Origin of the sequence: Pseudoduganella sp. OTU4001, assembly GCF_038440195.1 — a bacterium.
Lineage (GTDB): Bacteria > Pseudomonadota > Gammaproteobacteria > Burkholderiales > Burkholderiaceae_D > Rugamonas.
The window spans coordinates 59,979-86,020 of record NZ_JASATG010000020.1; the positions used below are offsets into that span (position 1 = coordinate 59,979).

A 26,042-nucleotide genomic window follows, 5' to 3' on the forward strand; every position below is an offset into this window, starting at 1 on the left:
TATCAGTACGCCGGGGCGTCGGAGTCGGTCGATGGCGGCTTCAAACTCATTTTGAAGCTGGCGCTGGCGGCGCTGTCGCCAAGCCGGACGGCCTGCTCCAGGGCATTGCCGCCTACGATGCCGGGGTGCCAAGCCTTCAGCACATATTTGCCGGAAGGGGCGTCGACACTCACATTGCCATGTTCATCGGTCTTGCCGAAATATGGGGTATCGACAATGCGCACATAAGCGATCATCTTGTCGTGGATATTGCAGCCCAGGACCACGGTGCCTGGCTTTTCAAAGGTTTGCGGTTCCGCTGTCGTCCCCGAGTACAACTTCTGGTCAAACTTGTGCGGCGGCGAAAAGGAGTAGATGTGGTGCCGCACCTTGTCGTTGTTAGGGAAGTAGATCTTGCTGCCGGTCTGGATCACCGTCACCAAAGGAATGAACTTCAGTCCCTTCTGGCTGATTTCACCGGACTTCGGCGCCTTGGGCGGCGCCGTGGCGCCATCGGCCTCCAGGTACACGACCGCATCGGCCACCGGTTTGCCATTGGCGTCGACGACCTGCACGCTGATACCGCCAGCCGCCATCGCGGCGCCAGCGAAGAGAGAGGCCGCAAATGCGGCGGAGCGGATAAGGAGCTTGCTCGGCATCGTTCATTGTCTTGGACGTGGGAGCCTATTGTAGCGCCAAAAATGTGTTTCCAGTATTCATCATGTTGTCACATTTCGCTTTCAGAATTGCCGCGTTGCCCCTACCTGCCGGAACACCGTGAGCCCTCCTGCCGCCCTGCCGCACAGTGTGACCTACCTGCGCACCTCGCCCGACGAACTGCTTGGCCAGCATTTGCTGGACATCATCCAGCGCCGCCAGCTGCACGCCCTGTTCCAGCCCATCGTCCATATGCAAAGCGGCGAGATCATCGCCTACGAAGGACTGATCCGCGGCCCATCCGACAGCCCGCTGCATTCGCCGCTCAACCTGTTCCGCGTGGCGCGCGCCAATAACCTGGCGCGGGAAGTCGAGTACCTGTGCCGCCGCATCGTGCTGGAACGCTTCGCCGAGCTCAATTTGCCGGGCAAGCTGTTCCTCAACGTCAGCCCGGAATCGCTGGTGCGCCAACCGGACGGCATCCAGGGCGAAACCCTGGGCTACATCCACGAGTTCGGGATCAACCCGGCCAACGTCATCATCGAGCTGACCGAAAACCAGCCCACCTATGACTACGAGCTGATGCGCCAGGCGGTGCTGCACTACCGGGACATGGGTTTCCAGATCGCCATCGACGACCTGGGTGAAGGCTTTTCCAGCCTGCGCCTGTGGTCCGAACTGCGCCCGGAATTCGTCAAGATCGATATGCACTTCATCCAGGGCATCGACCACGATCCTGTCAAGCTTCAGTTCGTGCGCTCGATCCAGGAAATCGCCGACAAGTCGAACACCCTGGTCATCGCCGAAGGCATCGAAAAGGCGGCCGAACTGCTGGTGCTGCGCGACCTCGGCATCGCTTACGGCCAGGGTTATCACCTGGGCCGCCCGCACGCCCAGCCGGCCAAGGCCCTGCCGGCGGAAGTGGTAAAGGTGTTGGGCCGCAACGGCGTCGCGGTCTACCCGCAGCGCGCAGCCGAACGCAATGCGGTCAGCATCCGCAAACTGCTGCATGAGGTGGCTGCGGTGCCGCCCACCATGAACAACAACGACGTCTACGAGATCTTCCTGGCCGAACCCAAGCTGCTGATCATCCCGGTGGTGGATGCCGGCCAGCCGCTGGGCCTGATTTCCCGCTTCGAAATGATCGACCACTTCGCCCGCCCCTACCAGCGCGAACTGTACGGCAAGAAGCCCTGCACCCTGTTCATGGACCCGAAGCCGATCATCGCCGACATCGACACCAGCCTGCAGGACCTGTCGCGCCGCATGGCCGAATCGGATGCGCACCACCTGTTCAACGGCTTCATCATCACCGAAGGCGGCAGCTATACCGGCATGGGCACCGGCCACGACCTGATGCGCGAAATTACGCAAATGCAGATCACGGCGGCGCGCTATGCCAATCCGCTGACCCAGCTGCCGGGCAATGTGCCGATCAACGAGCATATCGACCGCCTGCTGGAAAGCGGTACCCGCTTCTGGGTCTGCTATGTGGACCTGGACCACTTCAAGCCCTTCAACGATGTGTACGGCTACCGCCGTGGCGACGACGTGATCCAGCTTACCGGCCACATCCTCGGCAAGCACGCCGACCATGGGCGCGATTTCGTCGGCCATATCGGCGGCGACGACTTTGTGATCCTGTTCCAGAGCGAGGATTGGGAGGAACGCTGCCAGGCCATCCTCGACGATTTCTCCACGGCAATTTCGGACTTCTACAGCAACGAGGACCGCGAACGCGGCGGCTACATCAGCGAAGACCGCCAGGGCAAAAAAGTGTTCTATTCCTTGATGAGCCTGTCGGTGGGCGTGATCCGCGTCGAGCCGCACCAGTTCTATTCCCACCACCAGATCGCGGCCCGCGCTGCTGATGCCAAGAAACAAGCAAAAAAGATACACGGAAACAGCCTTTTCCTCGATCGAAGGGTGCAAACGGGGGAGCTGTCGCCTATATTGAATTCATGAGTCCTTTCATCTACAGCCTGTGCCAGAAGCCCGTCGTTGGCATTGCCATGATGGCTGTAGCGTTATGCGAGTTCCCTCCCCTGGTCAAAGATGCCCCCATGAAACTGGACGCGGCGGGCAGCGTGGTGTCGGTGGATATTGAAGTGCCGGTCGACCTGAGCTACACGCTGCTGGTCGAAATGGCCAACCCCGCCGGCGAATCACTCAGCAAGCAGGAAGTCGCCATCCTCGGCGACCGCCGCCTGGAAGACTGCGGCGAAACTGTGGACCTGGAGAAAGTCCCGCGCAAGGAGCGCACCGCCTATGGCCGCGCCATGCCGTTCAAGGTTGAAGTGCGGCGCAAGTCCGACAATATGCTGGTACATTCGCGCCAGGTCACCACCATGTGCGTCGCCTCCAAATGGGCCAACCAGCGCTCGCGCAGCCTGGGCAATATTGCCCTGGTGCGGGGCGCATACAGCCTGCGGGTGGAAAATGTTTCGGCGCAAACTGGCCTGGAGCGGCTGAACGCGACGGTGATCCTGGCGCCGGGCGCCGAAAAGCCGCTTACTGCGCAGCGATAGTCTCTTCCAGCCGTCCGCTTTCAACCCAGCCCAAGGTGATCCGCCCGGTGCGCGGATGGACGTATTGCACTTCCGTGTAAGTGCCGTATTCGAACAGGGCTTGCAGCTTGTCGCCGCGCACGACAAAGGTTTCGCCCTGGCGGCAGCTGCGTTCCGGCGCCGAGTGGAAGTACAGCCTATCCTTGCCCGCCACCAGCCGCACGGCCTGCCATTCCGCCACCGCCACCTGCTGTTCGCGGGCGCGCGCCAGCAGCTGGCCGCAGTCCGGCGCCGCCTCAGCGCGGAGTGCTGCGAGCATCATGATGGCCAGGATGGGGACGGATGGTTTCATCGAAGTCAATGCTGCCATGGAAATGCTTGTCAGGCAATGCCGCGTCAAGCACGCCGCCCCGCAAGCCCGCCAGGTTGTGCTGCGCCAGCGGATGGCCCTGGGCTGCCGCCTTGCGGTACCAATGCATGGCCTCCCCCTCGTCCTGCGCCACGCCCTGGCCGGTGGCATACAGCACGCCGAGGTTGTTCTGGGCGGCGGCGTCGCCCTGTTCCGCAGCGCTGCGGTACCAGCGCACGGCCTGCACCAGATCGCGCTCGACGCCGTCGCCGCTGGCATACAGCACGCCGGCGCTGAACTGGGCCTGGGCGGATCCGCCCTCGGCGGCCAGGCTGTACCACATCAGCGCCTGCACCGTATTGCGCGCCACCCCGGTACCGTGGGCAAACATGCTGCCGAGCAGGCACTGGGCATGCACTTCGCCGCGCACGGCGGCCTTGCGCAGCCAGGCCATGGCCCGTTCGCAATCGGGCGCGACGCCGCGGCCGTTGAGATAGGCCTCTCCCAGCAGGGCCTGGGCGCTGGCGACACCCTGCTCTGCAGCCCGGCTGAACCAGCGCACCGCCATTTCCTCATCGAAGGGAACGCCACGCCCGCGCCGGTACATCTGGCCGAGATTCTGCTGGGCGGCGGGATCGCCCTGGCGGGCGGCGCGGCGGAACCAATAAACGGCTTCCACATCGTTGCTGCCGGTACCGCAACCGCGGTAATACATGGCGCCGAGCTGGTTCTGGGCGAAGGCCAGGCCTTGCAGGGCCGACAGGCGCATCCAGCTGAAAGCCTGGCGCAGGTCGGATTCGACGCCCTGGCCATTTTTGTAAAGAAGCGCCAGGTTGAACTGGGCGTAGGGATTGCCCCGCTGGGCGGGGCCAAGGAACCACCGGAAAATGCGCTCCCGGTCTGCCAGACGTTTGCCCATCGCCGCCTCCCATACCTCAGATTGTTATCTAAAGTATAAGAAGCGACTTCGGCTAGCCTTTGATCTTCCTCAAACTCAGAACTTGGCGCGGACGCCAAAGACAAAGTTGCGCCCCGGCAGCGGCGAGACGTCTTTCAACAGCGAGGTCGAAACGCGGATCTCGTCGTTCAACACGTTCTTCGCGAGCAGGAACCAGGTCAGGTCCATGTCCTTCAGTCGTTGAGTGTATGAGATATTCGCGTTGAGCTGGTTATAGGCACCAGTCGGAGTCGACTCGAAGGACGCCAGACGGTCTTGCGACTGGGCGTGGATCCAGGTCGCGCCAACGCGCCATTGGCTGCTGCGGTAGCCGATGGTGGCGCCAACCCGGCTGGCCGGCTGCAGCGGCAGGCTGCCGGCGTTCTTAAGGTCGCCATGCGAGGTGTCGGCGAACAGGCGGCCGTTCAGGCCCATGGCCAGCGGGTTGTACTCGATTTCCGCCTCGGCGCCGCGCACGGTGGCGTCGCCCTGGCTGAACAGGCGCTCACGGAACTGCTCGCCGTCGTGGCCTTCATGGCCTTCCTCGTCCACCTCGCGGCCGGTGACATGGCCGTAAATGAAGTCGGAAATACTGTTGTGGAACAGGTTAGCCTTCCAGCGGATCAGGCCGGCAGTCTTCTGCACCGAAAGTTCGACGTTGCGCGAGGTTTCCTTGCGCAAGTCTGGGTTGCCAAGATCGAAGGTGATGGTGGCGTGGTGCGGGCCGGCGGAGTAAAGCTCCTCGGTGCTTGGCGCACGCTGGGCGCGCGACAGCGTCAGGCCGGTGGCGTAGCCCGGCGTGAACGACCACAGCGCACCCAGTGCGCCGGATTGCAGCGAGAAAGAGCGGTCCAGGCCGGTGACTGGCTGGCGTTCGACGCGCTCCAGGCGCAGGCCGGCATTCACGCGCACCGGGCCCCATTCCTTTTCTTCGACCAGGAAGGCGGCCGAGGACTTGGAGCGGGTGGCAGGCACGGTGTCGTGCGCGTGGCCGTGCTCGTGGTCGTGTTCGTCGTCGTGCACTTGGCCTGGCTCCTCGGCAGCAATGGCAGCGAAGTGCGTCAGTTCGGTCTGCACGCCAAAGGTGCCGTGCCAGCCACTGATCGCCTTGTGCACCATCTCGGCGCGGGTTTCCAGCGCGCGGTTGGTGAACTTTACCTCTGGCGTGCCGTCTTCGGCGAGTTCGGCGTGGCGGTAATCGGTGTAGCCGGCTTTGAACTTGGCCGATTCGATGCCCGGCAGGATGTTCTTGATCAGGCTGTCGATGTCGTAGCGCGTCTGGTGCTGGTCGATGGTGGAGCCTTCTTCGCTCGGCACGCTGTATTTGTTGTCCAGGCCTGAGATGGAGGCGCCGACATAGCCCCAGCCGTCAATGTAGGAGCCGCCGAAGCCGCCGCCCTTCTCCTTGGTGCCCGAATGCGCCAGACGGCCGCCCGGGATCTTGTAGTCGCCCGACTGGCGCGCATTGGCATCCAGGTGCAAGGCCAGTTTGCCGATGGCGCCGTCGATGGTGCCGGAAGTGGCGTGGCCTTCATCCACGGTGCTGTAGCGCGCTTCGGCCTGGCCGGTCAGCTTTGGTTCAAGCGCTGGCGGAATACGTTCGTTGACCACGTTCACCAGGCCGCCAATCGCGCCGGAGCCGTACAGCAGCGCCGCCGGCCCGCGCAGGATCTCAATCTGGTGCGCCACCGCGCCTTCGGCCGACACGGCGTGGTCGTTCGATAGGCCGGAGACATCGGAAACGGCCATGCCGTTCTCCAGCATCTTCACGCGGGCGCCTTCCAGGCCGCGAATGATGGGGCGCGAAGCGCCGGCGCCAAAAGCGGACGACGACACGCCCAGCTCGGAAGACAGCGTCTCGCCCAGCGAGTTCGCCATCTTGTCGCGCAGTTCATCGCCGGACAGCACTTTGGCCGGCAGCAGGATTTGTTCGGTTTCGCCTTTGTGGAACGGGTTGGCGGTCACCACGACCTTGGTCACCTCGCTGTCTTCAGCGTGGGCGAATGCGGATACAGCCGACAGGACGGCGCCTGCCAGCAGGGAGTATTTGAATTTCATTGAAAACCTCTGGATACGACAAACGAAAAATGGTGCGTTACTTCGTTGTGTCAGACCAGGGGTGGAGCGCGGGAATCGTAGGCGCGTGCGGTACGTGAGCTGTGCGGCAGGCTTGGCACGACGCCGGCTTGCGGCGCACTGTACTCAAGCGTAGGGAAAGTGTAGCTCGGCGTATGGATCGCCGAAGCCAGCGAGGCAAAGGCCGCGCACTGGCTGCAATTATGGTCAAGCGCCAGGCCGGCACTCAGCCCGCCTTCGCTGCCGTCAACCGCCTGCTGCTGTTCGCTGCCATGGCGGTAATCCGACCAGTGCGAAACCGCGTGCGCCATCCCAAGCTGCTGGGACAGTACCAGCAGCAAGGCAAGCAATACATTCAGGATGTAGCGGTTCGCTCTCACGGCGGCCATTCTATACAAATTAGCCAAACTTGCGCAATGCATCACGTGCCAGGCCGGCGCCGATGCTGCCAAACAGGTCGCCTTCGACGCGGCGCGCACCCGGCACCAAGGCTGCGATGCGGTCGCGCAGCAGGCGAACCCCGCTGGAACCGCCGGTGAAGAAGATGGTGTCGACCTGCTCGCGCTGCACGCCGGCATCGGCCAGCAACTGGGTCACGGTGGCGCCGACGCTGTCGACCAGCTGCTCCACCGCACCGTCGAAGGCCACGCGCGTCACATCCAGCTGCACCGGCGGAGCGAAGCGGTCGAGGGCCAGCTGCACCGTGTCCTCGCTGGACAGGCCGATCTTGGCTTCTTCCACCTTCAGGGCCAGCCAGTGGCCGGAGCGCTCCTCGATCAGGTGCTGCAAGCGCTCCAGTTTGGCCGGTTCGCGCGCATCGCGGATCATTTCGGTCAGCTGCGCCTGCATCTTGCGGGTGTAAGCCTGGTTGATGGTGTGCCAGGTCGCCAGGTTGAAGTAGTAGCTGGATGGCACCTCCGCGCCGCTCAGGAACTGGCTGCCATAGCCCAGCAAAGGCATCACGCTGGAGAGGCTCAGGTATTTGTCGAAATCGGTACCGCCGATATGCACACCACCGGTGGCCAGGATATCGTCCATGCGCTCGGAGCGAGCCACACGGTCCGGCCCCAGGCGCACCAGGGTGAAGTCGGAAGTACCGCCGCCGATGTCGGCGATCAGGACCAGTTCTTCGCGGTCGATCTGCGACTCATATTCAAATGCGGCGGCAATCGGTTCGAACTGGAAGGCCACATCGCGGAAGCCGACGCTGCGGGCGATTTCCGCCAGGGTGTCCTCAGCCAACTTGTCGGCCACGGCATCGTCGTCGATGAAGTGCACCGGGCGGCCCATCACCACGTGTTCAAATTTGCGGCCGGCCGCGCTTTCGGCGCGGTGTTTGACCTCGCCGATGAACTGGGACAGCAGCAGCCGGAATGGCAGCGCGCGGCCGCCGACCTCGGTCTGGCCTTCCATCAGGCTGGTGCCCAGCAGGCTTTTCAGGGAGCGCATCAGGCGCCCCTCGCAACCAGCCAGGTATTCGGCCAGGGCGGCGCGGCCATAGCTGGTTTCCTCGTCCTCGGCATTGAAAAACACCACGGACGGCAATGTCATTTTGCCATCTTCGAGTTCCAGCATGATGGGATGGCCGGGGCGCACCCACCCCACAGTGGAATTGGAAGTGCCAAAGTCAATGCCGCACGCGTTTGCCATCTTGATCATCCGCTAAGAAAAGGGGCGGTATTTTACCAGAGCCAGCGCGGCTGGCGCACCACACTGCCGGCCTGTAAATGTGGATCACTTATTGCCATGTGGTAAGATTCCGTTAATGCGACCAACTAATCCACAACCTGCGCTCAACGCCGCCGAGCAGAAAGCCATCATCCTCCGGGAGGGACGCCGCGTCACCTCCTATGATGTTGCGCTCGTGGCCGGTGTGTCGCAGTCTGCGGTGTCGCGCTGCTTCAAACCCGGCGCCAGCGTGTCGAAATCGACCTACGCGCGCGTGATGAAGGCTGCCGAAGGCCTGGAGTACATTCCCAACGCCGCCGCGCGCAGCCTGATCACCCGCCGCACCAATATTGTGGCAATTGTGGTATCCCATTCCAGCATGCTGTACAACCCGGCCGCGCTGTCGGAACTGTCGCAGCAGCTGAACCGGCGCGGCAAGCGCGCCCTGCTCTTCACCATGCAGCACGAGGGAGAGATCGAAGGCATCCTGAACGACTTGTGGCAATTCCAGGTGGATGGTGTACTGGCAGCTTCCAGCGTCAGTGCGGCCCATGTGGCGGAATTCAAGCGCCGCCAGGTGCCGCTGGTGGTGTTCAACCGCAACCTGCGCGACCTGGACGTCAATAGCGTCATGTGCGACCAGCGCGATGCGGCACGCGTGCTGGTGAATCGCCTGGCCGATGCGGGCCATCGTCAGTTGGCCATTATTGCCGGCCCGAGCCTGAATTCGATCGCGCAGGAGCGCCTGCAAGGCGGGCTGGATCGCATCGCCGAACTGGGGCTGCCCGAGGCGCCCGTCTTCCACGGCAATTTTGACTACGCCAGCGGTGTGGCGGGCCTGCATGAACTGATTGCACGGATTGGCAAAGTGCCGGATGCGGTGGTGTGCGGTAACGACGCCATGGCGATGGGCTGCGTCGATGCGGCGCGCCAGCATTTGCATATCGATGTGCCGTCGGGCATGTCGGTCGTGGGTTTCGACGCGGTCGAGGGCTCGAACTGGCTTAGCTACGAGCTGACCACCATGCGCCAGCCTTTGCACAAGATGTCGGCAGCGGCGGCGGATTTGCTGTGCAACCTGATCGAGGCTGACAGCGACCTGGGAGAGATTGAGAAGCGCGTGTTTGCAGCGCAGTTTGTTGAAGGTGAGACGGCCCGCCTTGTTGCGCGGGCCGCTGCTCTGGCAGCCTAAACTCAGGCCGCTGCGATACGCTTGGCGATGTAGGCCAGCGATTCCTCTACCTGGTCCACCAGAATCAGGCACAGATCACCATCCTGCAGGCGGTCCATGGCGGTATCAATCGCCTTGAATTCACCCGTGATTTCGTCGATGCGCGTGGTGCGGCTTGCCCCCTGCAGGCCCTGGCGTAGCAAACCCACCACTTCGCCATCGGCACGGCCGCGCTGGCAGGCATCCTGGTACAGAACCACGTCATCGAAGGCCTTGCCCAGGATTTCGGTCTGTTCGCGGATATCCTGGTCGCGGCGGTCGCCGGCGCCCGAGATCACCACCGAACGGCGCTTGGCCGGCATCGCATCGACGGCTTTCACCAGTGCCAGCATCGCATCCGGGTTGTGGCCGTAGTCGGCGATCACGGTCGCGCCGCGGTACTTGAAGATGTTGAAACGGCCCGGCGCATTGTGGCTGTCGGTGGTGAAGGTCAGCAGGCCGCGACGGATTGCATCCCACTCGATACCAGCCGCCCACGCAGCCGCCACCGCAGCCATGGTGTTCTCCACCTGGAAGCCGATGGTGCCGTTGAAAGTGATCGGCACGTCGGACAGCGCGATACGCTGCTCGTTCTTGCCTTCCACCGCAACCAGCTGGCCGTTTTCCACGTACACGGTGCGCTTGCCCTGCGCCAGATGGGTCGCCACCACTGGGTGGTAACGGTCGGCGCCAAAGAAGATCACCTTGCCCTTGCACTTGGCCGCCATGGCAGCCACGATCGGGTCGGTCGCGTTCAGCACGGCGTAGCCATGTTCATCGACGTTCATGACGATCACGCGCTTCAGCACCGCCAGGTCTTCCACGGTGGTGATGTAGTTCAGGCCCAGGTGGTCGCCGGCGCCGATATTGGTCACCACGGCCACTTTGCAGCGGTCGTACGCCAGGCCTTCGCGCAGGATACCGCCGCGGGCGGTTTCGAACACGGCTGCGTCCACATCCGGGTGGTTCAGCACATTGCGCGCCGAACGCGGACCGGAGCAGTCGCCCGAATCGATCTGGCGGCCATTGACGTACACGCCGTCGGTATTGGTCATGCCCACGCGCAGGCCGCTGGCCGCCATCAAGTGCGCGGTCAGGCGCACGGTGGTGGTCTTGCCGTTGGTGCCGGTCACGGCGACCAGTGGGATACGGCCATCGTCACCTTCAGGGAACATGGTGTTGATGATCGCTTCGCCGATCGGACGGCCCTTGCCGTAGGACGGCGACAGGTGCATGCGCAGGCCAGGCGCGGCATTCACTTCCACCACGCCGCCATTCTGTTCCTCGATTGGACGCAGAACGGAATCGCACACCACGTCCACGCCGCAGATATCGAGGCCGATCATCTGCGCCGCCTCCACCGCGCGCGCCGCCACTTCCGGGTGCACGTCGTCGGTCACGTCGGTGGCGGAACCGCCGGTCGACAGGTTGGCGTTATTACGCAGGACCACGCGCTGGCCTTGCGGCGGCACGGAGTCGGCGGCCAGGCCTTGCAGCGCCAGGCGCGCCAGGGCGATATCGTCGAAACGGATCTTGGTCAGTGCGGTGCCGTGGCCGGTGCCGCGGCGCGGGTCGGAGTTGACGATGTCAACCAGTTCGCGGACCGAGTGCACGCCATCGCCCACCACGTGTGGAGGATCGCGGCGGGCTGCTGCCACCAGCTTGTTGCCGATCACCAGCAGGCGGAAATCGTGGCCGGCCAGGAAGCGCTCAACCATGATGTCGTCGCGGAACTCCTTCGCTGCGTTGTAGGCGGCGATGGTCTGTTCGCGGGTGGTGATGTTAACGGTCACGCCCTTGCCCTGGTTGCCGTCCTTCGGCTTCACCACGACCGGCAGGCCGATTTCCTGTGCTGCCTTCCAGGCGTCTTCCGCGTCTTCCGCGGTGCGGCCGGTCGGCACCGGCACGCCGGCGGCGTCCAGCAATTTCTTGGTCAGTTCCTTGTCCTGCGCGATGGTTTCGGCAATGGCGCTGGTGGAGTCCATTTCAGCAGCCTGGATGCGGCGCTGCTTGGAGCCCCAGCCGAAGCTCACCATCGAGCCTTCGGTCATGCGGCGGAACGGAATCTTGCGGGCGATGGCGGCGTGCACGATCGAGCCGGTCGATGGGCCCAGGCGCACGTCTTCGTCCAGCTCGTGCAGCTCGTGCAGCGCAGCGGCAAGGTCGAATGGCGTGTCATCCATCGCTGACTTGCACAGCTTCTCGGCCCACTCCATGGCCAGGCGGCCAACCGATTCCTCAGTATATTCGACCACGGTCTGGTAGATGCCTTCTTCCAGCGTCTGGGTGGTGCGGCTGAAGGTCACCGGGCAGCCGGCCTCCGCCTGCAAGCCCAGGGCCGCCAGTTCCAGCACGTGCGCCATCGGGATGGTGTCGGCATGGCCGTCAGGCTGCAATTGCGCCAGGCGTGGGAAGCGGGTACGCAGGCGTACCTCGAAACCAGGGATCTTGTCGACGGAACGTTCTTCCGGCGTGCACGAGATGATGCACTCAACGGCCGTATGGTGGCTCCACAGATTTGGACCGCGCAGCGCGCGGGTGCGAATAACTTCCATTCCTCGTAATCCCGTTTAGTTTTTCTTGGTGTTCCACTCGAAGGTGCGCAGTGCCGCGCCGATAAGGTCCGGCGACAGGCCCATGGCCCAGCCGGCGCCAATCGCTGCCAACACCGCTTCCTTGCGGTCTTCTTCGCTCGCCGGCAGGCAGGACGGCGGCAGGACTGCCAGTTCGTCGCGGCCGGCAGCCATGACGAAACCGCCATTGCGCAGGAAGACAGCGCGGCCGCCATCCTGGCGGTGCGAGTCGATGGCCGGCACATGTTCGTCCAGGCCGTAGAAAATCACGTCGCCGTCGCACAGATCGGCCATTTCAACCACTTGCGCGTCGGAGGCATTCAGCACGGCAGCGCCTTCCGGCAGCACCACGTCGACCTGGGTGCGCAGCACGCCGTACATCTGTTCCGGGCTGTGGATGTAGAACTCGCCCAGCTCTTCGTGGCCAGCGGCGTCGGTCACCACGCCCACGGTGCATTTGTCGTAGGAGAAGCCTTCGCTCAGGATCATACGGTTGGAGTTGGCGAAGACCGCCGCTTCCACATTCTTGTTGATCAGCAGGCGCTGGCCGGATTCCCATTCGGTCAGCGGGCCGCGCGCCACATGGCGGCCGTTCAGGTACACGCCCTGTTCGGTCGCGGTGCCGACGTAGCGGCCGCCCATTTGCAGCAGCCAGCCGATCAGGCGTGCGATCAGCGCGTTCTGGCGCGAACCGGCCACGCCGACGATAGGGATGCGGCCATCTTCTTCTTCCGCGAACAGCTGGTCGGCAATCGCATGGCCAACCGGACGCGCCATGCCGCCGGCGGCAGGTTTCAGGTGGGCCAGCAGGCCAGGGCTCGCGTTCACTTCGATGATTGCGCCGCCCTGCTCTTCCAGCGGTTTCGAGATATCGGCTGCCACCAGGTCAATGCCGGCGATGTCCAGGCCGATGGTGCGTGCCGCCAGCGCCGCCATTTCAGCGACAGCCGGGTGCACCAGGTCGGTCACGTCGTTGGCGACGTTGCCGTTGACCTGGATCAGCACCTTGCGGCCAGCTTCCACCAGCGAGTCCGGGGTCAGGCCCTGGCGCTTCAGGTCCAGCAGCACTTCTTCCGACTTCTTCGGCTCCACGATGTTCAGCGGGAATTCCTCGGTGGTGCCGCGGCGCGGATCGGTGTTGATCTGGGTGTCCACCAGTTCCTGCACGGTGGATTTGCCGTCGCCGGTCACCCACAGCGATTCGCCCATGGAGGCAGCCACCATGCGGCGGCCCACCACCAGCAGGCGGTGTTCGTTGCCGACGATGAATTTCTCGACGATGACACTCTTGCTGCCGCCGCGCAGGACGGCGATGTCGTAAGCCGCCTTGACGTCTGCTTCAGTCATCAGGTTCAGCGACACGCCACGGCCATGGTTGCCGTCATATGGTTTCACGGCGACTGGCAGGCCGATGTCCTGCGCTTCTTCCCATGCTTCGTCGGCGCTCTTGACCAGGGTACCCTCCGGCACCGGCACGCCGACCGATTTCAGCATGTCCTTGGTCATGTCCTTGTCGGAGGCGATGCCTTCGGCAATGGCGGAGGTGTTGTCGGTTTCCGCAGTCCAGATACGGCGCTGGCGGGCGCCGTGGCCCAATTGCACCAGGTTGCCGTCGGTCAGGCGGATATGCGGGATCTTGCGGTCGGTCGCGGCGTCCACGATGGAGGCGGTCGATGGGCCCAGGCACAGCGATTCGACCATCGAGGTCAGTTTTTCAACGGTGGCGGCCAGGTCGTATGGCTTGTCTTCGATGGCGGCCATCAGCAGGTCCCTGCCGGCGGCCAGTGCGGCGCGGCCAACCTGTTCCTGGCGGGTACGGAATGCCATCTTGTAAATGCCGCTGCCTTCGGCAGTCTGGCGGGTCTTGCCAAAGCCGGTACGCATGCCAGCCAGGTTTTGCAGCTCCAGCACCACGTGCTCGAGGATATGGCCGGCATAGGTGCCGTCGCGCAGGCGCTCGCAGAAGCCGCCGCGCTCACCAACGCCGCAACGGTGCTCGATCAGGCCTGGCAGGAAGGCCGTCAGGCGCTCATAAAATCCGGGGAGTTTGTTCGAAGGGTAGTTCTCAAGCTCGCCGATATCCAGCCAAGCCTCGATTACCGGGCGATAGGTCCAGATGTTCGGTCCGCGCAGATGTGTTACACGGAGAAACTCAATATCTTTCTTTTTTGTCATTTTTAGCTCTTGTACCTCTTGCGGTATACTCCGCCCGTCCTTCTATTTTCCCACTGTTTCGCAATTCTTGCCACTTGGCAAAGAGTGCCCGGAGTCTGACACACAATGATAACAAACCAACTTTCCTCTGAGCTGAGCCTGACAGAACTACCTGACAGGTGGCGCACAGAGATCCCGGCGCTGCTTGCACCTGACGAAAACGTACTCGGCGCGCTGGAGGTTGACCTCGATTCCCGACTCCACTTCAATAAAGGCCTGGTCATTATCACGGAGCGCCGCATTATGGCACGCGCCCCCGGGGAAACGGTATGGCGCGACTGGACCTATCGTCGTGGAATGTCTCTAAAACTGCACGACCACGCCGGCGTTGGGCATCTGGAACTGGTGGATGACAAAGAGCGCCTGGCCGCCTGGCGCTTCACCCTGGGCCAGAACCTGCTGGCGATCCGCCTGCAAGAAAACTTCGTACGCCTGCATGAAGCGCACGTATTCGGCAAACCGCTGCAGCAGGTGGAGCAGAACTCCTGCCCGACCTGCAAGGCGCCGCTGGAGCCGGACCAGGAAGAATGCCCGGTCTGCACCAAGGTGGTCCACACCCCGCCTTCGACCTGGACCCTGTTCCGCCTGTGGCGCTTCGCCAAGCCTTACCAGTGGCAGCTGCTGCTTGGTTTCGTGATGATGCTGCTGTCGACCGGCGCGCACCTGATCCCGCCGTACATCATCATGCCGCTGACGGACAATGTGCTGATCCCTTACCAGAACGGCAAGCCGGTCGAGCATATGCTGGTGGTGCAGTACATGGCCGCCCTGACCGGCGCCGCCGTGCTGGCGTGGATTTTCGGCTGGGCCAAGACCTATGTGCTGGCACTGGTGTCCGAGCGCATCGGCGCCGACCTGCGCACCACGACGTATGAACACCTGCTACGCATGTCGCTCGAATACTTCGGCGGCAAGCGCACCGGCGACCTGATGTCGCGTATCGGCTCGGAGTCGGACCGTATCTGCGTGTTCCTGTCGCTGCATCTGCTCGATTTCGCCTCCGACGTGCTGATGATCGTCATGACCGGCATGATCCTGTTCACGATCGACCCATGGCTGGCGATTGCGACCCTGCTGCCGCTGCCGTTCATCGCCTGGATGATCCACCTGGTGCGCGACAAGCTGCGTACCGGCTTCGAAAAGATCGACCGCGTGTGGGGCGAAGTGACCAACGTGCTGGCCGACACCATTCCCGGCATCCGCGTGGTGAAGGCGTTTGCGCAGGAGACCCGCGAAGCGACCCGCTTCCGCACCGCCAACAAACACAATCTGGCCGTCAATGACAAGCTGAATAAGGTGTGGTCGCTGTTCTCGCCGACCGTGTCCTTCCTGACCGAGCTGGGTATCCTCGTGATTTACGTGTTCGGCATCTGGATGATTTCGAAGCACAACATCACCGTGGGTGTATTGAGCTCCTTCGTGCTGTATGCCAACCGCTTCTACGGCAAGCTGGATTCGATGAGCCGTATCGTGTCGGTGACGCAGAAATCGGCCTCCGCCGCCAAGCGTATTTTCGACATCCTGGACCACGTTTCGAGCGTGCCGGATCCGGCGCAGCCAGCCAAGGTGGAGAAGGTGCGCGGCGATATCACCCTGCGCGAAGTGGGCTTCCGCTACGGTAACCGCGCGGTGAACCGCGGCGTGAACCTGGAGATCAAGGCGGGCGAGATGATTGGCCTGGTCGGTCACTCCGGCTCCGGCAAGTCCACCCTGGTCAACCTGATCTGTCGCTTCTACGACGTGGCGGAAGGCGCGATCCTGCTGGATGGCGTGGATATCCGCAACTACGCCGTTTCCGACTACCGCAGCAATATCGGCCTCGTGTTGCAGGAGCCGTTCTTGTTCTTCGGCACCATCGCCGAGAACATCGCCTACGGCAAGCCGAATGCCACGCGCGAAGAAATCATGAAGGCAGCGCGCGCCGCGCACGCCCACGACTTCATCCTGCGCCTGCCGCAAGGCTATGACTCGATGGTGGGTGAGCGCGGCCAGGGCCTGTCGGGCGGTGAGCGCCAGCGTATCTCGATCGCGCGCGCCCTGCTGATCGACCCGCGCATCCTGATCCTGGACGAAGCGACTGCCTCGGTGGACTCCGAGACCGAAAAAGAAATCCAGAAGGCGCTGGACAACCTGGTTGCCGGCCGCACCACGATCGCGATTGCGCACCGCCTGTCCACGCTGCAGCGCGCCAACCGCCTGGTCGTGATGGACCGCGGCAAGGTGGTGGAAGAAGGCCCGCACGACGAGCTGATGGCCAAGGAAGGCGCCTATTACCGCCTGTACCAGGCGCAGGCACGTAACGTCGACACCGACATGGATGACAAAGCAAAGAGCCGTGAAGATGATTAATTTTAGTTTGAGCCGCGACAGCTTTGGGAAGCTGAACCTGATCGACGCCAACGGCGTGCTGCACGAGAACGTCTCGCCGGTGCGCGCGTTCCCCATCCAGGCGCCGGAAGAAGGCCTGTCGCTGGTGAACACCGACGGCAAGGAAGTGGCATGGCTGGACAAGATCTCCGACCTGTCGCCGGAGATGGCCGACATCGTGCGCGAAGAGCTGGCCGGCCGCGAGTTCATGCCCGAGATCAGCCGCATCATCGACGTCGGCAGCTACGCCTGCCCATCCACCTGGACGGTCGCCACCGACCGCGGCGAGACCAGTTTCGTGCTGCGCGGCGAAGAGGACATCCGCCGCATCGGCAGCGTGTCGCTGCTGGTCTCCGACAGCCACGGCATCCACTTCCTGATCCGTGACCAGTTCGCCCTCGACAAGCACAGCAAGCGCATCCTGGACCGCTTCATGTAAGCCAAATTTGATATGGATCATGTGCCGTTGGTATTGCTGGACGGCACAATGTCTCAACTGCAATTGCGGAGAGACGCATGGATTCGATTGTTTTTGGCCCCGACCTGGCACTGGGCATTCCTGTGATGGACCAGTCGCATCGCATCATCTTCGATTTGCTGCAGTCCATCGATGCCTTGCCGCGCCCGGCCTTTGAGGAAGCGTGCCATCAACTGGCAGAAGAGTTCGCCCAAGATCTGGCGGAAGAGAACCACTTGATGGAAGCGATCGGCTACCCCCTCGCTGCCACGCACCGTGCGGCCCATGACAGTCTGCTGGCCTCGCTCGACCAGGCGTGCTGCCTGCTGGCGGCTGGCGATGAGTCCTCTGCGCGCCGGATGGTGCGCGCCTTGCCGGACTGGGTGGAGGCGCACATCAACACCATGGATCTGGCCCTGGCCATCGCCGCCTCAAACCTCAAGTGAAAAAAAGGGGCAGCCGAAGCTGCCCCATACACCCCCTACAGGTGAGAAAGTGGTTGCTACTCAGGCGACGGCGAGCTCCTGCGCCATGCCGCCGGAAGACATCGCCTCCAGTTTGCTGCGGTCGAGAATGCGCAGGTCGCGGTTATTCAATACGATCGAACCGTCCTGGCGCAGGCGGGCCAGCTGGCGGCTGACGCTTTCCACGGTCAGGCCGAGGTAGCCGCCGATGTCTTCGCGCGACATGCGCAACTGGAAGCTGCTTGACGAGTAGCCGCGCTGGGCGTAGCGGCCGGCGAGGTTCAGCAGGAACATGGCCAGGCGCTGCTCGGCGCGCATATGGCTCAGGAACAGCATCACCGATTGCTCACGCTGGATCTCGCGGCTCATGGTGCGGTGGAATTGCTGCAGCAGCCCTGGGATCTGCATCACCAGTTCCTGCAGGCGGCTGAACGGAATCTCGCACACTTCGCTGTCCTCCAGCGCAACGGCGTTGCAGCTATGCTGGCCGGCGCCAATCGCTTCCATGCCCAGCAGGTCGCCGGCCATGTGGAAGCCGCCGATGGTCTGTTCGCCGCGCTGGTTCACCTGCACGGTCTTGAAGTGGCCGAAGCGCACCGCATACAGGCTGTGGAAGCTGTCGCCCGTCTGGTACAGCGGCTCGTCGCGCGATACGCGGCGGCGGCGGGCAATGATCTGGTCCAGGCGGGCGACGTCGTCTTCCGCCAGGCCCTGAGGCAAGCACAGGCGGTTAAAACTGCACAGCGAGCATTTGGCGGCGACTGGCGCGCAATTCTTGGTGGTGTTTGCAGGGGTGATGGGGATAACCGGGCTCATGGTGCTGCTCCTTGTGTTCGATGGAGTCAGTATCGCGTCCCGGCGCATTTCCCGGTATCAAGCTTCCTGTGTAGTTGATGTAGTGGTTCCCCTACAGTACATTCAGATCAGTCCGTGCTCCAGGGCGTAGCGGGTCAGCTCGGCATTGCTGGACATGCCCATTTTCTCGAGGATGCGGCTGCGGTACGTTGTCACAGTGTTAGGGCTCAGATGTAGTTTTTCCCCGATGCGCACCAGCGATTCGCCCTGCGCAATCAGCTTGAACACTTCCAGCTCGCGGTTGGAAAGCTCTTCATGGTCGCCGCTGGGGCCGCCACCCACCAGGGTTGCCAATTTTTCAAGCAATGCCGGGCTGACATGCTTGCCGCCTGCCGCCGCCTTGCGCACCGCTTCCACCAGGGTGGTGGTCGGAGCGTCCTTGGTGAGGTAGCCGGAGGCGCCGGACTTCAGGGCGCGCACGGCGTAAATCTCTTCCGAATAAGTGCTCAGGACCAGGACGGCCATGCGCGGGTACTCTGCACGCAGGGTTTTCAGCAAATCCAGCCCATTTTTGCCGGGCATTTTGATGTCGACCAGGGCCACGTCGAAGCTGCGCTCGGCCACCCGGGCCATGGCTTCGACGGCATTGCCCGCCTCGCCCTCCACGCTGATATCGGGCGCGGTGCCGAGCATCAGGCGCACGCCGTTGCGTGCTATGGCGTGGTCGTCGACCAGCAGTACGGTGATCTTGTCACCCATTCTTGTCCTCCAAAGGCAGGCGCAGTTGCAGGGTGGTGCCCTGCCCAGCCTTGCCGCTGATTGTCAGTTCGCCGGCGAAGCGGCGGGTACGTTCGTGCATGCCGAAAAGGCCCCAGGATTCGCGGTCGGACAGGCCGGCGCTTTCGATGCCCTTGCCGTCGTCTTCCACCCGCAGCACAACGCAGTCGCCGTCGCGGTCGACCAGCAGGCGCGCTTCACTGGCTTCGGCGTGGCGCACCACATTGGTCAGCGCTTCCTGTGCGACGCGGAACAGCATGGTGCTGCGCTCCGCATCCAGCTCCAATGCCGCCGCCTCGGGCGTGATATTGCAGCTGCATTGCAGGCCGCTGCGCTGGGCTACCTGCTCGGAATACCATTCCAGCGCAGGCCAGATGCCCAGCTGGTCCAGCACGCTGGGGCGCAGGTCGGTGATCACGCGGCGCACGGTCTCGATGGCGTCCTGCGCCAGCTTGGCGGCGTCCTTCAGCAGCGGGTCGGACTGCTCGCCGCCGCGTTCGATCGCCACGGAGATGTAGGCTTTGATCCCGGTCAGCAGGCCGCCCAGCTCGTCGTGGATCTCCTGCGCGATGCGGGTGCGTTCGTGCTCTTTCAGCTTCTCCTGGTAGGCGGCCAGCTCGCGCAACTCCTTCTGCGACTGGCGCAGCACGCGTTCGGCCTGCGATTTTTCCTCGATCAGGCGCTGCTCGCGCAGCAGGCGGTCAATCGCGCCGGCCAGAAAGTCGAGGTAGCGGCCGTCGCTGTCCTTCACCAGGTAGTCGCGCGCGCCGCGGCGCATGGCTTCCGCCGCCACGGTGGCGCTGTCGGCGCCGGTCAGCATCATCACGGGGATGGTTGGCTGCGGCTCGCCCTGGTCGGCGGCCAGCCGGGCCAGGAACTCCAGGCCGGTCAGGTCCGGCAGGTGGTAATCGAGCAGGATGCAGTCGGGCTTTTCGCGCAAGGCGATATCGAGGCCTTCCTGGCCGCTTTCCGCTTCCAGCAATTCGCAGCTGAAGCCCGGCGCCTGCGCGAACGCACGGCGGCAGGCAATCCGGTCGACGATATCGTCTTCGACGATCAGGACCCTCACCGCGTTCATGGCAGCTCGCTGATGGTCCAGTACAGGTTAATCGAGCGCACAACTTCGACAAACTGGCGGTAATCCACCGGCTTGGTCATGTAGCCGGCCACGCCCAGGTCGAAGCTGCGCATCTTGTCCTGCTGCTCTTCGGAGGTGGTGAGCACGATCACGGGAATGCGGCGCAGCAGCGGGTCCTGCTTGATATTCTGCAGGAATTCGATGCCGTTCATGATCGGCATATTCAGGTCCAGCAGGATAATGCACGGCTGCTCGCTGCCCGGCTCGCGCAGGTATTCCAGCGCGGCCTCGCCGTTTTCCATCGACACCACGCGGTTGCCGACATGGACCTCCTTCAGCGCGCGCAGGATGGTCATCACGTCGACCTGGTCGTCTTCAACCAGCAGGATAGGCTTGCTCGTATTATTCATGCTTTCTCTTTCTTCTTCGGGAGGGTGAAGTAGAAGGTTGTGCCTTTGCCCAGTTCGGACTCCAGCCATACCCTGCCCTGGTACATTTCTACAATCTTTTTCACCAGCGCCAGGCCGACGCCGGTGCTCTCCACGCGGTCGCGCGGGGCCAGGGTCTGGAACAGCTGGAAGATCCGTTCAAAGTGGCGTTCCGCGATGCCCGGACCGTTGTCGCGCACATGGAAGCGCCAGTGGCGGCCTTCGTCGGACCAGCCGACTTCGATCTCGCCCTGCGGCTTGTCCATGTACTTGACGGCGTTCGACACCAGGTTGTGGAACAGCTGCTGGATACGGGTCGGTTCGCCCGCCACGGTCGGCATGCCCGGCATGACGGTGACCTTGATGTGGGCCGGCGGCGCCAGCAGGTCCACCACCTCGGCCACCAGCTGGTCCAGCTTGACCGGCACCACGGCTTCCTTGATGCGGCCCACGCGCGAGTACTGCAGGATGCCGTCGATCAGCGCGCCCATGCGGTGGACGCGGTTGATCAGTAGCCGCATATGCTCCTTGCCTTCTTCGTTGAACTTGTCGGCGTAGTCGTGCGCCAGCCAGTCGGCCAGCGAGCCGATGCCGCGCAGCGGGGCTTTCAGGTCGTGCGAGACGACATAGGCGAAATTGGTCAGCTCCTCGTTGGCGCTGGTCAGTTCCTGCAGCAGCTGCTGCGCCTTTTCCTCGGCGTGCTTGCGCTCCGTGATGTCGCGTACCAGGCCGGTGAACATGCGGCGGCCCCCGAGCCACATCTCGGTGACCGCCAGGTCCATCGGGAACACGCTGCCGTCGCGGCGCAAGCCCTGCACTTCGCGGCCCTTGCCGATGATGCGCTTTTCGCCGGTATCCAGATAGTGGCGCAGGTAGCCGTCATGCGCGTCGCGGTGCGGGTTGGGCATCAGGATGGAAACGTTGCGGCCCAGGACTTCGGCCTCCGGATAGCCGAACATGCGCTCGGCGGCAGGGTTCACGCGCTCAATGATCCCATGCTCGTCGATGGTGATGATGGCGTCCACCGCCGTCTCGAAGATGGCGCGCATGCGCGCTTCGCTTTCCTGCAGCGCGCGTTCAGCTTGTTTGCGGGCGCTGATATCGTGGATGGTGGCCATGACCATCGGCTGCATATCCTTGTCGGGCAGCGGCGACAGGCTGACTTCGACCGGGAATTCGGTGCCGTCCTTGCGGGTGGCGAACAGCTCGACGCCGGCGCCCATGGCGCGCGGACGCGGATGCTCGAAGTAATTGCCGCGCAGGCCCACGTGGCCGTGGCGGAAGCGTTCGGGGATCAGGACTTCCAGCGCCTTGCCCTGCAACTCGCCGGCACCGTAGCCAAACAGGGTCTCCAGCGCTGGATTGACCAGGACCAGTTGCCCGTCCTTGTCGATGATCAGCATGGCGTCGGTGGCCGATGCCAGCAGCCATTGCAGGCTGCGCTCCGCAATCGTTGAATGTGTCAAAGCCGGGTCCTGGTGATTGTCAAATCCTGTCATCCTATGATTGTAGCGCTCCCTGCCGCAAGAGGCCAAACTTGCGGCGTGCATGAAAAGTCGGACAAACTTGACCTAGGTCAAGCGGTGCTGATGACGCGCCTCCGGATGCCCGCTAAAGTGGCTCCAAATGCGGAGACTAGCCATGCAGCCTGAAGAAATCGACCATTGGACCACTGTCTTGTGCCAGCGGCGCGAGACGCTGGCTGGTCGCGACCTAGCCGAAATCGCGGCCATCGATGGCGCGCTGGAGCGCCTGCAGGCTGGCACTTTTGGCCAGTGCCTGCGCTGTGGTGCAGCTATTTCGGCCGGACGCCTTCAGGCCCAGCCCAGCGCCGCCATGTGCCTGGACTGCCAGGAATGGCAGGAGCGCCAGCGCGGCTTCGTTTGCTTTACAGCGGTCTAGCGCCATCGTCTGCGGTACGGTTTGCAGGCCGGACCTTCGCTCTCGGCGCCGTTGCAGATATGGCGGCGGCATTCCACCGCTCCCGGCTCGCCAGGAAGCGGGCAACGTTTGAACACTTCCCAATAGAGCAGCGGCTCGCGCGCCAGTTTGCGGCGGTTAGGCGCTTTGGCCTTCACGCGCGCCATCGCTTTGCGGGAAGGCGTTGCGTTCTGCTTTGCGACGGACGCCGCACGGAGCCGCGGTGCGGGACGCGCCGCCACGCGCGGGGGTGGTGCCGGCACGGCGTTTGGCGCGATGTCGGGGGCTGGGGCAGACGCCTCGGCCGCCGCTGGTGCAGGCGCTGGCTCAGGCGCTGGCGCTGGCGCTGGCACTAACGCCACCGCCGGCTGGGGCGCCGCCTGCTCAACTACGGGCGGCAACGTACCGGCCACTGCCGCCATATCCCGTTCCATCCCCACCCGCTGCACGAGCAGCACCGCCCCTACGGCCAGTCCCGCGAGGAGCGCGCCGCACGCCATCCAGAATACCGGACCACCCCGCGCACCCGGTGGCGGGTGTACGGCTGCTGGCGGCTGGCCGGGTGCCGGCGCCTCCTCAGTGTTCTCGTCATGTTCGTCCATAGGTGAAACATAGCAACAATTGCATCTGCCTGGCGCATGCTAAGATAATTACTCGATTGCAAATGGGACCCACCCGGCATGAAAGGCTTTCCAGGCTTCTTCCGCGATCTAGGACTCCAGCGAAAGCTGTTGTTGGTGTCTGTCTTTACGACGTTCGCGGCGATGCTGGTAGCCCTGTTTGCCCTGGCAAGCTATGACGTACTGGTTGCGCGCCCACGCCTGGTGCAGGACCTTGCCGGCCGCAGCGACCTGCTGGCGCTGAACCTGGATGCCGACCTCAATTTCGGCGACAGTACCGGCGCCGCACGCAAGCTCGACGCCCTGCGCAGCAGCCCCGAAATTTCGCGCGCCTGCCTGTTCACCGCCGACAAGCGGCTATTTGCCCATTTCAACCGCAGCGCCCTTCCCGAGCAATGCCCCTGGCCGCAAGAGCTGGGACGCCTTGGGCATCGCTTCAACGGCAATAAACTCCTGATGCTGTCCCCGGTACGCTTCGAACGCGAGGTGGTGGGCCATCTCGCCATCGACTACCAGCTTGAATCGACGTTCGAGCGCCTGCGACAGTATGGGCTGGTGCTCGGCGTGGTGTTCCTGACCCTGTTTGCCGGCGCCACCTTGTACGCCGCCGGCTCGCGGCGGCTGGTGACACAGCCCCTGCTGGCATTGTCCGCAGTGGCCGACCAGGTCACCCGGGAGCAGCGCTACGACCTGCGTTCACCAGTCATCAGCCAGGACGAAGTGGGCCGCCTGGCAAGTGCCTTCAACGCCATGCTGGCGACAGTGGCTGCACGCGACGCCGCGCTGCGGCGCAGCCAGGCCCTGCTCAATAACATCGTCGAAAAGTCCTCCGCCGTGATCTATGTGAAAGACCTGGATGGCCGCTACCTGATGGTCAACCACAGCTTCCGCATGATCCTGCCGCCCAACGCGCCGGAACCACTGGGGAATACGGACGAAATGCTTTTTGACGCGGAAACGGCGCACATCATGCGCCAGGGCGACCGCGCAGTGCTGGCTAGTGGACGCGCTTCGAGCTATGAAGAGACAGCGCCGGGTACCGCCGGCGGCGCGCGCACTTACATCTCGGAGAAGTTCCCACTGATCGATGAATTCGGCCAAATCTGGGCCTTGGGCGGAGTGTCCACCGATATTACCGACCGCAAACGCAGCGAACTGGAACTGGAGGAACTGGTCAACATCCGCACGCGCCAGATCGCCGACACCAACCGCGAACTGGCCGAGTCACTCGGGAGCCTGCAGCGCGCGCAGGACGAGCTGGTACGCAGCGAGAAACTGGCGGCACTGGGCTCCCTGGTGGCCGGTGTGGCGCACGAACTGAATACGCCGATCGGCAACAGCCTGCTGGCCGTCAGTACCCTGCTCGACCAGACCACGGCCTTCGCCGCGGCGGTCGAAAGTGGCATCAAACGCTCGGCCCTGAACACGTATATCGGAGATGTGAACAACGGCAGCCAGATCGTGCTGCGCAACCTGCACCGTGCGGTGGACCTGGTGGCAAGTTTCAAGCAGGTCGCGGTCGACCGGGCCACCTCGCAATGCCGCGAGTTCCAGCTGGATGAAATGGTGTCGGAGATCCTGCTGGTGCTGATGCCGACCTTTAAAAAGTCCGGCATCCGCGTCAGCCACCAAATTCCCCAGGGCATCGTGATGGCCAGCTACCCAGGCCCCTTCGGCCAGGTACTCATCAACCTGGTCAACAATGGCCTGATCCACGCCTTTGAAGGCCAGGAGGATGGCGAGATCGTCATCACCGCCTTGCCCGGGAGCGGTGACACGGTGGCGATCACGGTGCGCGACAACGGCATCGGTATCGCGCCGGAAAATATGGGCAAGATCTATGACCCCTTCTTCACCACCAAACTTGGACGCGGCGGTTCGGGGCTGGGTCTGAACATCGTCTACAACATCGTATACGGTGTGCTGGGCGGGCGTATAGACGTAAAAAGTGCCCTCGGAGAGGGCACCAGTTTTATCCTGACACTGCCGGTCAGGGTTTAGTGGATCTCCAGCTTGCGGCTGCCTTGCTGGGCTTTTTTCGGCAAGGTCAGTTCAAGCACGCCGCCTTCGAACTTTGCGCTGGACTTGGTGTCGTCAATATCATGTTCCAGCGTGAAGCTGCGATATTGCTCGCCAAAATAGCGCTCGCAACGCACGACGTTGCCGCCCTGCTTTTGTTCTTCACTACGCTTGGTTTCTGCCGCAATGCTGACACGGTTGCCGCTGATGTCGACCTTGATGTCATCCTTGTTGACACCCGGCAGGTCGGCACGCACGGTGTACGACTTCTCGTTCTCGTGCACGTCAATGCGGATAGGTTGCTGGCCCTCCCCTTCACGCGTGATATTTCCAAGCCGGAAGTCCCGGAACAAGTCTTCGAAATTGCGGAAGGGATCGAAACGGGCCAGTTCGTTGATTGGATCGTAACGCCTCAGGTTAGCCATGGCTTCCTCCTTTCTCTTGGTATCGGAAATGATAATTCCACCAGTCGGCGGTGGCTAAAGAAAAAGGCAATCGGACGCACAACCGGTCCTAAAAACCGGCTATGGCTCTACTGCACAACGCATTCGGGATCGGAAGTCTTGGAGGTGGCTGATCCTTGCGGATTGTTCTGGCTGATCGATTGCGGCATCCGCACCTGCACCGCCTGGTTTGGCGGCACCAGCACCAGCGGTGGCTGGCCGCCGTTTTGCGGTGGAGGCAGGTAGCCAAACTGTCCGGCATTCAGAACGACCGAGGGAGCTGCAGCACCGGCGCCAGGGTTTGGCGTCGCCTGCGCTGGCGTTGGGACACCGGCACCGATACCGCCAGGTAGCGTTGGGCCGACGCCGCCCGTTGGGCCGGCAGTCGGATTGGGCGAGGTGCCGCCGGGTGCTTGCGTGCTGGTTCCCGTACTGCCGCCTGGTGTTTGCGTACCGCCCAGGGTCGCCAGGCCGGAAACCATGGCCCATCGAAGCGGGTACAGC

General features: G+C 63.2%; 23 protein-coding genes and 1 pseudogene. 8 read left to right on the plus strand and 16 right to left on the minus strand.

Going from position 1 to position 26,042, the window contains the following annotated elements:
* Positions 1-2: 2 nt before the first annotated feature.
* Complete coding sequence (locus AAHE99_RS17880) at positions 3-638, minus strand: methylamine utilization protein (protein ID WP_342118695.1); 636 nt, start codon at positions 636-638, stop codon at positions 3-5.
* Positions 639-756: 118 nt separating this feature from the next.
* Between AAHE99_RS17880 and AAHE99_RS17885 the strand changes: the two genes are divergently transcribed.
* Both AAHE99_RS17885 and AAHE99_RS17890 read left to right on the plus strand, forming a co-directional pair.
* On the plus strand, positions 757-2,601 hold the full coding sequence (locus AAHE99_RS17885; protein WP_446728935.1) for an EAL domain-containing protein: 1,845 nt from the start codon (positions 757-759) through the stop codon (positions 2,599-2,601).
* Positions 2,598-3,164: a DUF5625 family protein gene (locus AAHE99_RS17890; RefSeq protein WP_342118696.1), complete on the plus strand. Its 567-nt coding sequence runs from the start codon at positions 2,598-2,600 to the stop codon at positions 3,162-3,164. Before AAHE99_RS17885 ends, AAHE99_RS17890 begins: the two co-directional genes overlap by 4 nt.
* On the opposite strand, the gene AAHE99_RS17895 is transcribed toward AAHE99_RS17890, so the two are convergent.
* The 5 genes from AAHE99_RS17895 to AAHE99_RS17915 form a co-directional block, all read right to left on the minus strand.
* Positions 3,148-3,495 carry a hypothetical protein gene (locus AAHE99_RS17895; RefSeq protein WP_342118697.1) on the minus strand — a complete coding sequence of 116 codons (348 nt, stop codon included), beginning with the start codon at positions 3,493-3,495 and terminating at the stop codon, positions 3,148-3,150. The two genes, AAHE99_RS17890 and AAHE99_RS17895, sit on opposite strands and share 17 nt — an antisense overlap.
* Positions 3,440-4,411: a tetratricopeptide repeat protein gene (locus AAHE99_RS17900; RefSeq protein WP_342118698.1), complete on the minus strand. Its 972-nt coding sequence runs from the start codon at positions 4,409-4,411 to the stop codon at positions 3,440-3,442. Before AAHE99_RS17900 ends, AAHE99_RS17895 begins: the two co-directional genes overlap by 56 nt.
* Before the next feature lie 75 nt (positions 4,412-4,486).
* Positions 4,487-6,487, minus strand: a complete 2,001-nt coding sequence (locus AAHE99_RS17905) for a TonB-dependent receptor (RefSeq protein WP_342118699.1) — start codon at positions 6,485-6,487, stop codon at positions 4,487-4,489.
* Positions 6,488-6,537: 50 nt separating this feature from the next.
* Positions 6,538-6,885 carry a hypothetical protein gene (locus AAHE99_RS17910; RefSeq protein WP_342118700.1) on the minus strand — a complete coding sequence of 116 codons (348 nt, stop codon included), beginning with the start codon at positions 6,883-6,885 and terminating at the stop codon, positions 6,538-6,540.
* Between the two features lie 19 nt (positions 6,886-6,904).
* The gene (locus tag AAHE99_RS17915; RefSeq protein WP_342118701.1) at positions 6,905-8,155 is read right to left on the minus strand and encodes an Hsp70 family protein; all 1,251 of its coding nucleotides are present in this window, start codon (positions 8,153-8,155) and stop codon (positions 6,905-6,907) included.
* Positions 8,156-8,270: 115 nt separating this feature from the next.
* Between AAHE99_RS17915 and AAHE99_RS17920 the strand changes: the two genes are divergently transcribed.
* Positions 8,271-9,365: a LacI family DNA-binding transcriptional regulator gene (locus AAHE99_RS17920; protein WP_342118702.1), complete on the plus strand. Its 1,095-nt coding sequence runs from the start codon at positions 8,271-8,273 to the stop codon at positions 9,363-9,365.
* 2 nt (positions 9,366-9,367) lie between these two features.
* Here the strand turns inward: AAHE99_RS17920 and cphA are convergent, their stop codons facing one another.
* Both cphA and AAHE99_RS17930 read right to left on the minus strand, forming a co-directional pair.
* Entirely contained in the window at positions 9,368-11,938 is a 2,571-nt protein-coding gene (gene cphA / locus AAHE99_RS17925) for a cyanophycin synthetase (RefSeq protein ID WP_342118703.1), read from the minus strand.
* A 15-nt stretch (positions 11,939-11,953) separates the two neighbouring features.
* Complete coding sequence (locus AAHE99_RS17930; protein WP_342118704.1) at positions 11,954-14,131, minus strand: cyanophycin synthetase; 2,178 nt, start codon at positions 14,129-14,131, stop codon at positions 11,954-11,956.
* 105 nt (positions 14,132-14,236) lie between these two features.
* On the opposite strand from AAHE99_RS17930, the gene AAHE99_RS17935 reads away from it, so the two are divergent.
* From AAHE99_RS17935 to AAHE99_RS17945, 3 genes are all read left to right on the plus strand, one after another.
* The gene (locus AAHE99_RS17935; RefSeq protein ID WP_342118705.1) at positions 14,237-16,519 is read left to right on the plus strand and encodes a cyanophycin metabolism-associated ABC transporter; all 2,283 of its coding nucleotides are present in this window, start codon (positions 14,237-14,239) and stop codon (positions 16,517-16,519) included.
* Positions 16,512-16,976 carry a cyanophycin metabolism-associated DUF1854 family protein gene (locus AAHE99_RS17940; RefSeq protein WP_342118706.1) on the plus strand — a complete coding sequence of 155 codons (465 nt, stop codon included), beginning with the start codon at positions 16,512-16,514 and terminating at the stop codon, positions 16,974-16,976. Before AAHE99_RS17935 ends, AAHE99_RS17940 begins: the two co-directional genes overlap by 8 nt.
* Before the next feature lie 77 nt (positions 16,977-17,053).
* Entirely contained in the window at positions 17,054-17,440 is a 387-nt protein-coding gene (locus AAHE99_RS17945) for a bacteriohemerythrin (RefSeq protein WP_342118707.1), read from the plus strand.
* A gap of 60 nt (positions 17,441-17,500) precedes the next feature.
* Here AAHE99_RS17945 and fnr read toward each other — a convergent pair whose 3' ends face one another.
* The 5 genes from fnr to AAHE99_RS17970 form a co-directional block, all read right to left on the minus strand.
* The gene (gene fnr, locus AAHE99_RS17950; RefSeq protein WP_342118708.1) at positions 17,501-18,274 is read right to left on the minus strand and encodes a fumarate/nitrate reduction transcriptional regulator Fnr; all 774 of its coding nucleotides are present in this window, start codon (positions 18,272-18,274) and stop codon (positions 17,501-17,503) included.
* Between the two features lie 102 nt (positions 18,275-18,376).
* Positions 18,377-19,012 (minus strand): response regulator transcription factor, encoded by a 636-nt coding sequence (locus AAHE99_RS17955; protein ID WP_342118709.1) that lies wholly within the window; start codon positions 19,010-19,012, stop codon positions 18,377-18,379.
* On the minus strand, positions 19,005-20,108 hold the full coding sequence (locus tag AAHE99_RS17960) for an ATP-binding response regulator (RefSeq protein ID WP_342118710.1): 1,104 nt from the start codon (positions 20,106-20,108) through the stop codon (positions 19,005-19,007). The genes AAHE99_RS17955 and AAHE99_RS17960 overlap by 8 nt, the downstream gene beginning before the upstream one ends.
* The gene (locus AAHE99_RS17965) at positions 20,105-20,518 is read right to left on the minus strand and encodes a response regulator (RefSeq protein ID WP_342118711.1); all 414 of its coding nucleotides are present in this window, start codon (positions 20,516-20,518) and stop codon (positions 20,105-20,107) included. The genes AAHE99_RS17960 and AAHE99_RS17965 overlap by 4 nt, the downstream gene beginning before the upstream one ends.
* Positions 20,515-22,002 (minus strand): sensor histidine kinase, encoded by a 1,488-nt coding sequence (locus AAHE99_RS17970; protein ID WP_342118712.1) that lies wholly within the window; start codon positions 22,000-22,002, stop codon positions 20,515-20,517. The genes AAHE99_RS17965 and AAHE99_RS17970 overlap by 4 nt, the downstream gene beginning before the upstream one ends.
* A gap of 175 nt (positions 22,003-22,177) precedes the next feature.
* Here AAHE99_RS17970 and AAHE99_RS17975 point away from each other — a divergent pair, with 175 nt between their 5' ends.
* A complete protein-coding gene (locus AAHE99_RS17975) occupies positions 22,178-22,438 on the plus strand; it encodes a TraR/DksA family transcriptional regulator (protein WP_342118713.1) in 261 nt (86 codons plus the stop codon).
* Here the strand turns inward: AAHE99_RS17975 and AAHE99_RS17980 are convergent.
* A complete protein-coding gene (locus AAHE99_RS17980; protein ID WP_342118714.1) occupies positions 22,435-22,890 on the minus strand; it encodes a hypothetical protein in 456 nt (151 codons plus the stop codon). The two genes, AAHE99_RS17975 and AAHE99_RS17980, sit on opposite strands and share 4 nt — an antisense overlap.
* A 303-nt stretch (positions 22,891-23,193) precedes the next feature.
* On the opposite strand from AAHE99_RS17980, the gene AAHE99_RS17985 reads away from it, so the two are divergent.
* Positions 23,194-25,077 (plus strand): ATP-binding protein, encoded by a 1,884-nt coding sequence (locus tag AAHE99_RS17985; protein ID WP_342118715.1) that lies wholly within the window; start codon positions 23,194-23,196, stop codon positions 25,075-25,077.
* Here the strand turns inward: AAHE99_RS17985 and AAHE99_RS17990 are convergent.
* Together AAHE99_RS17990 and AAHE99_RS17995 are read right to left on the minus strand one after the other, a co-directional pair.
* Positions 25,074-25,520 carry an Hsp20/alpha crystallin family protein gene (locus AAHE99_RS17990; RefSeq protein WP_342118716.1) on the minus strand — a complete coding sequence of 149 codons (447 nt, stop codon included), beginning with the start codon at positions 25,518-25,520 and terminating at the stop codon, positions 25,074-25,076. The two genes, AAHE99_RS17985 and AAHE99_RS17990, sit on opposite strands and share 4 nt — an antisense overlap.
* Before the next feature lie 107 nt (positions 25,521-25,627).
* Positions 25,628-26,042 (minus strand): annotated as a pseudogene (locus AAHE99_RS17995) (hypothetical protein); the annotation flags it as partial.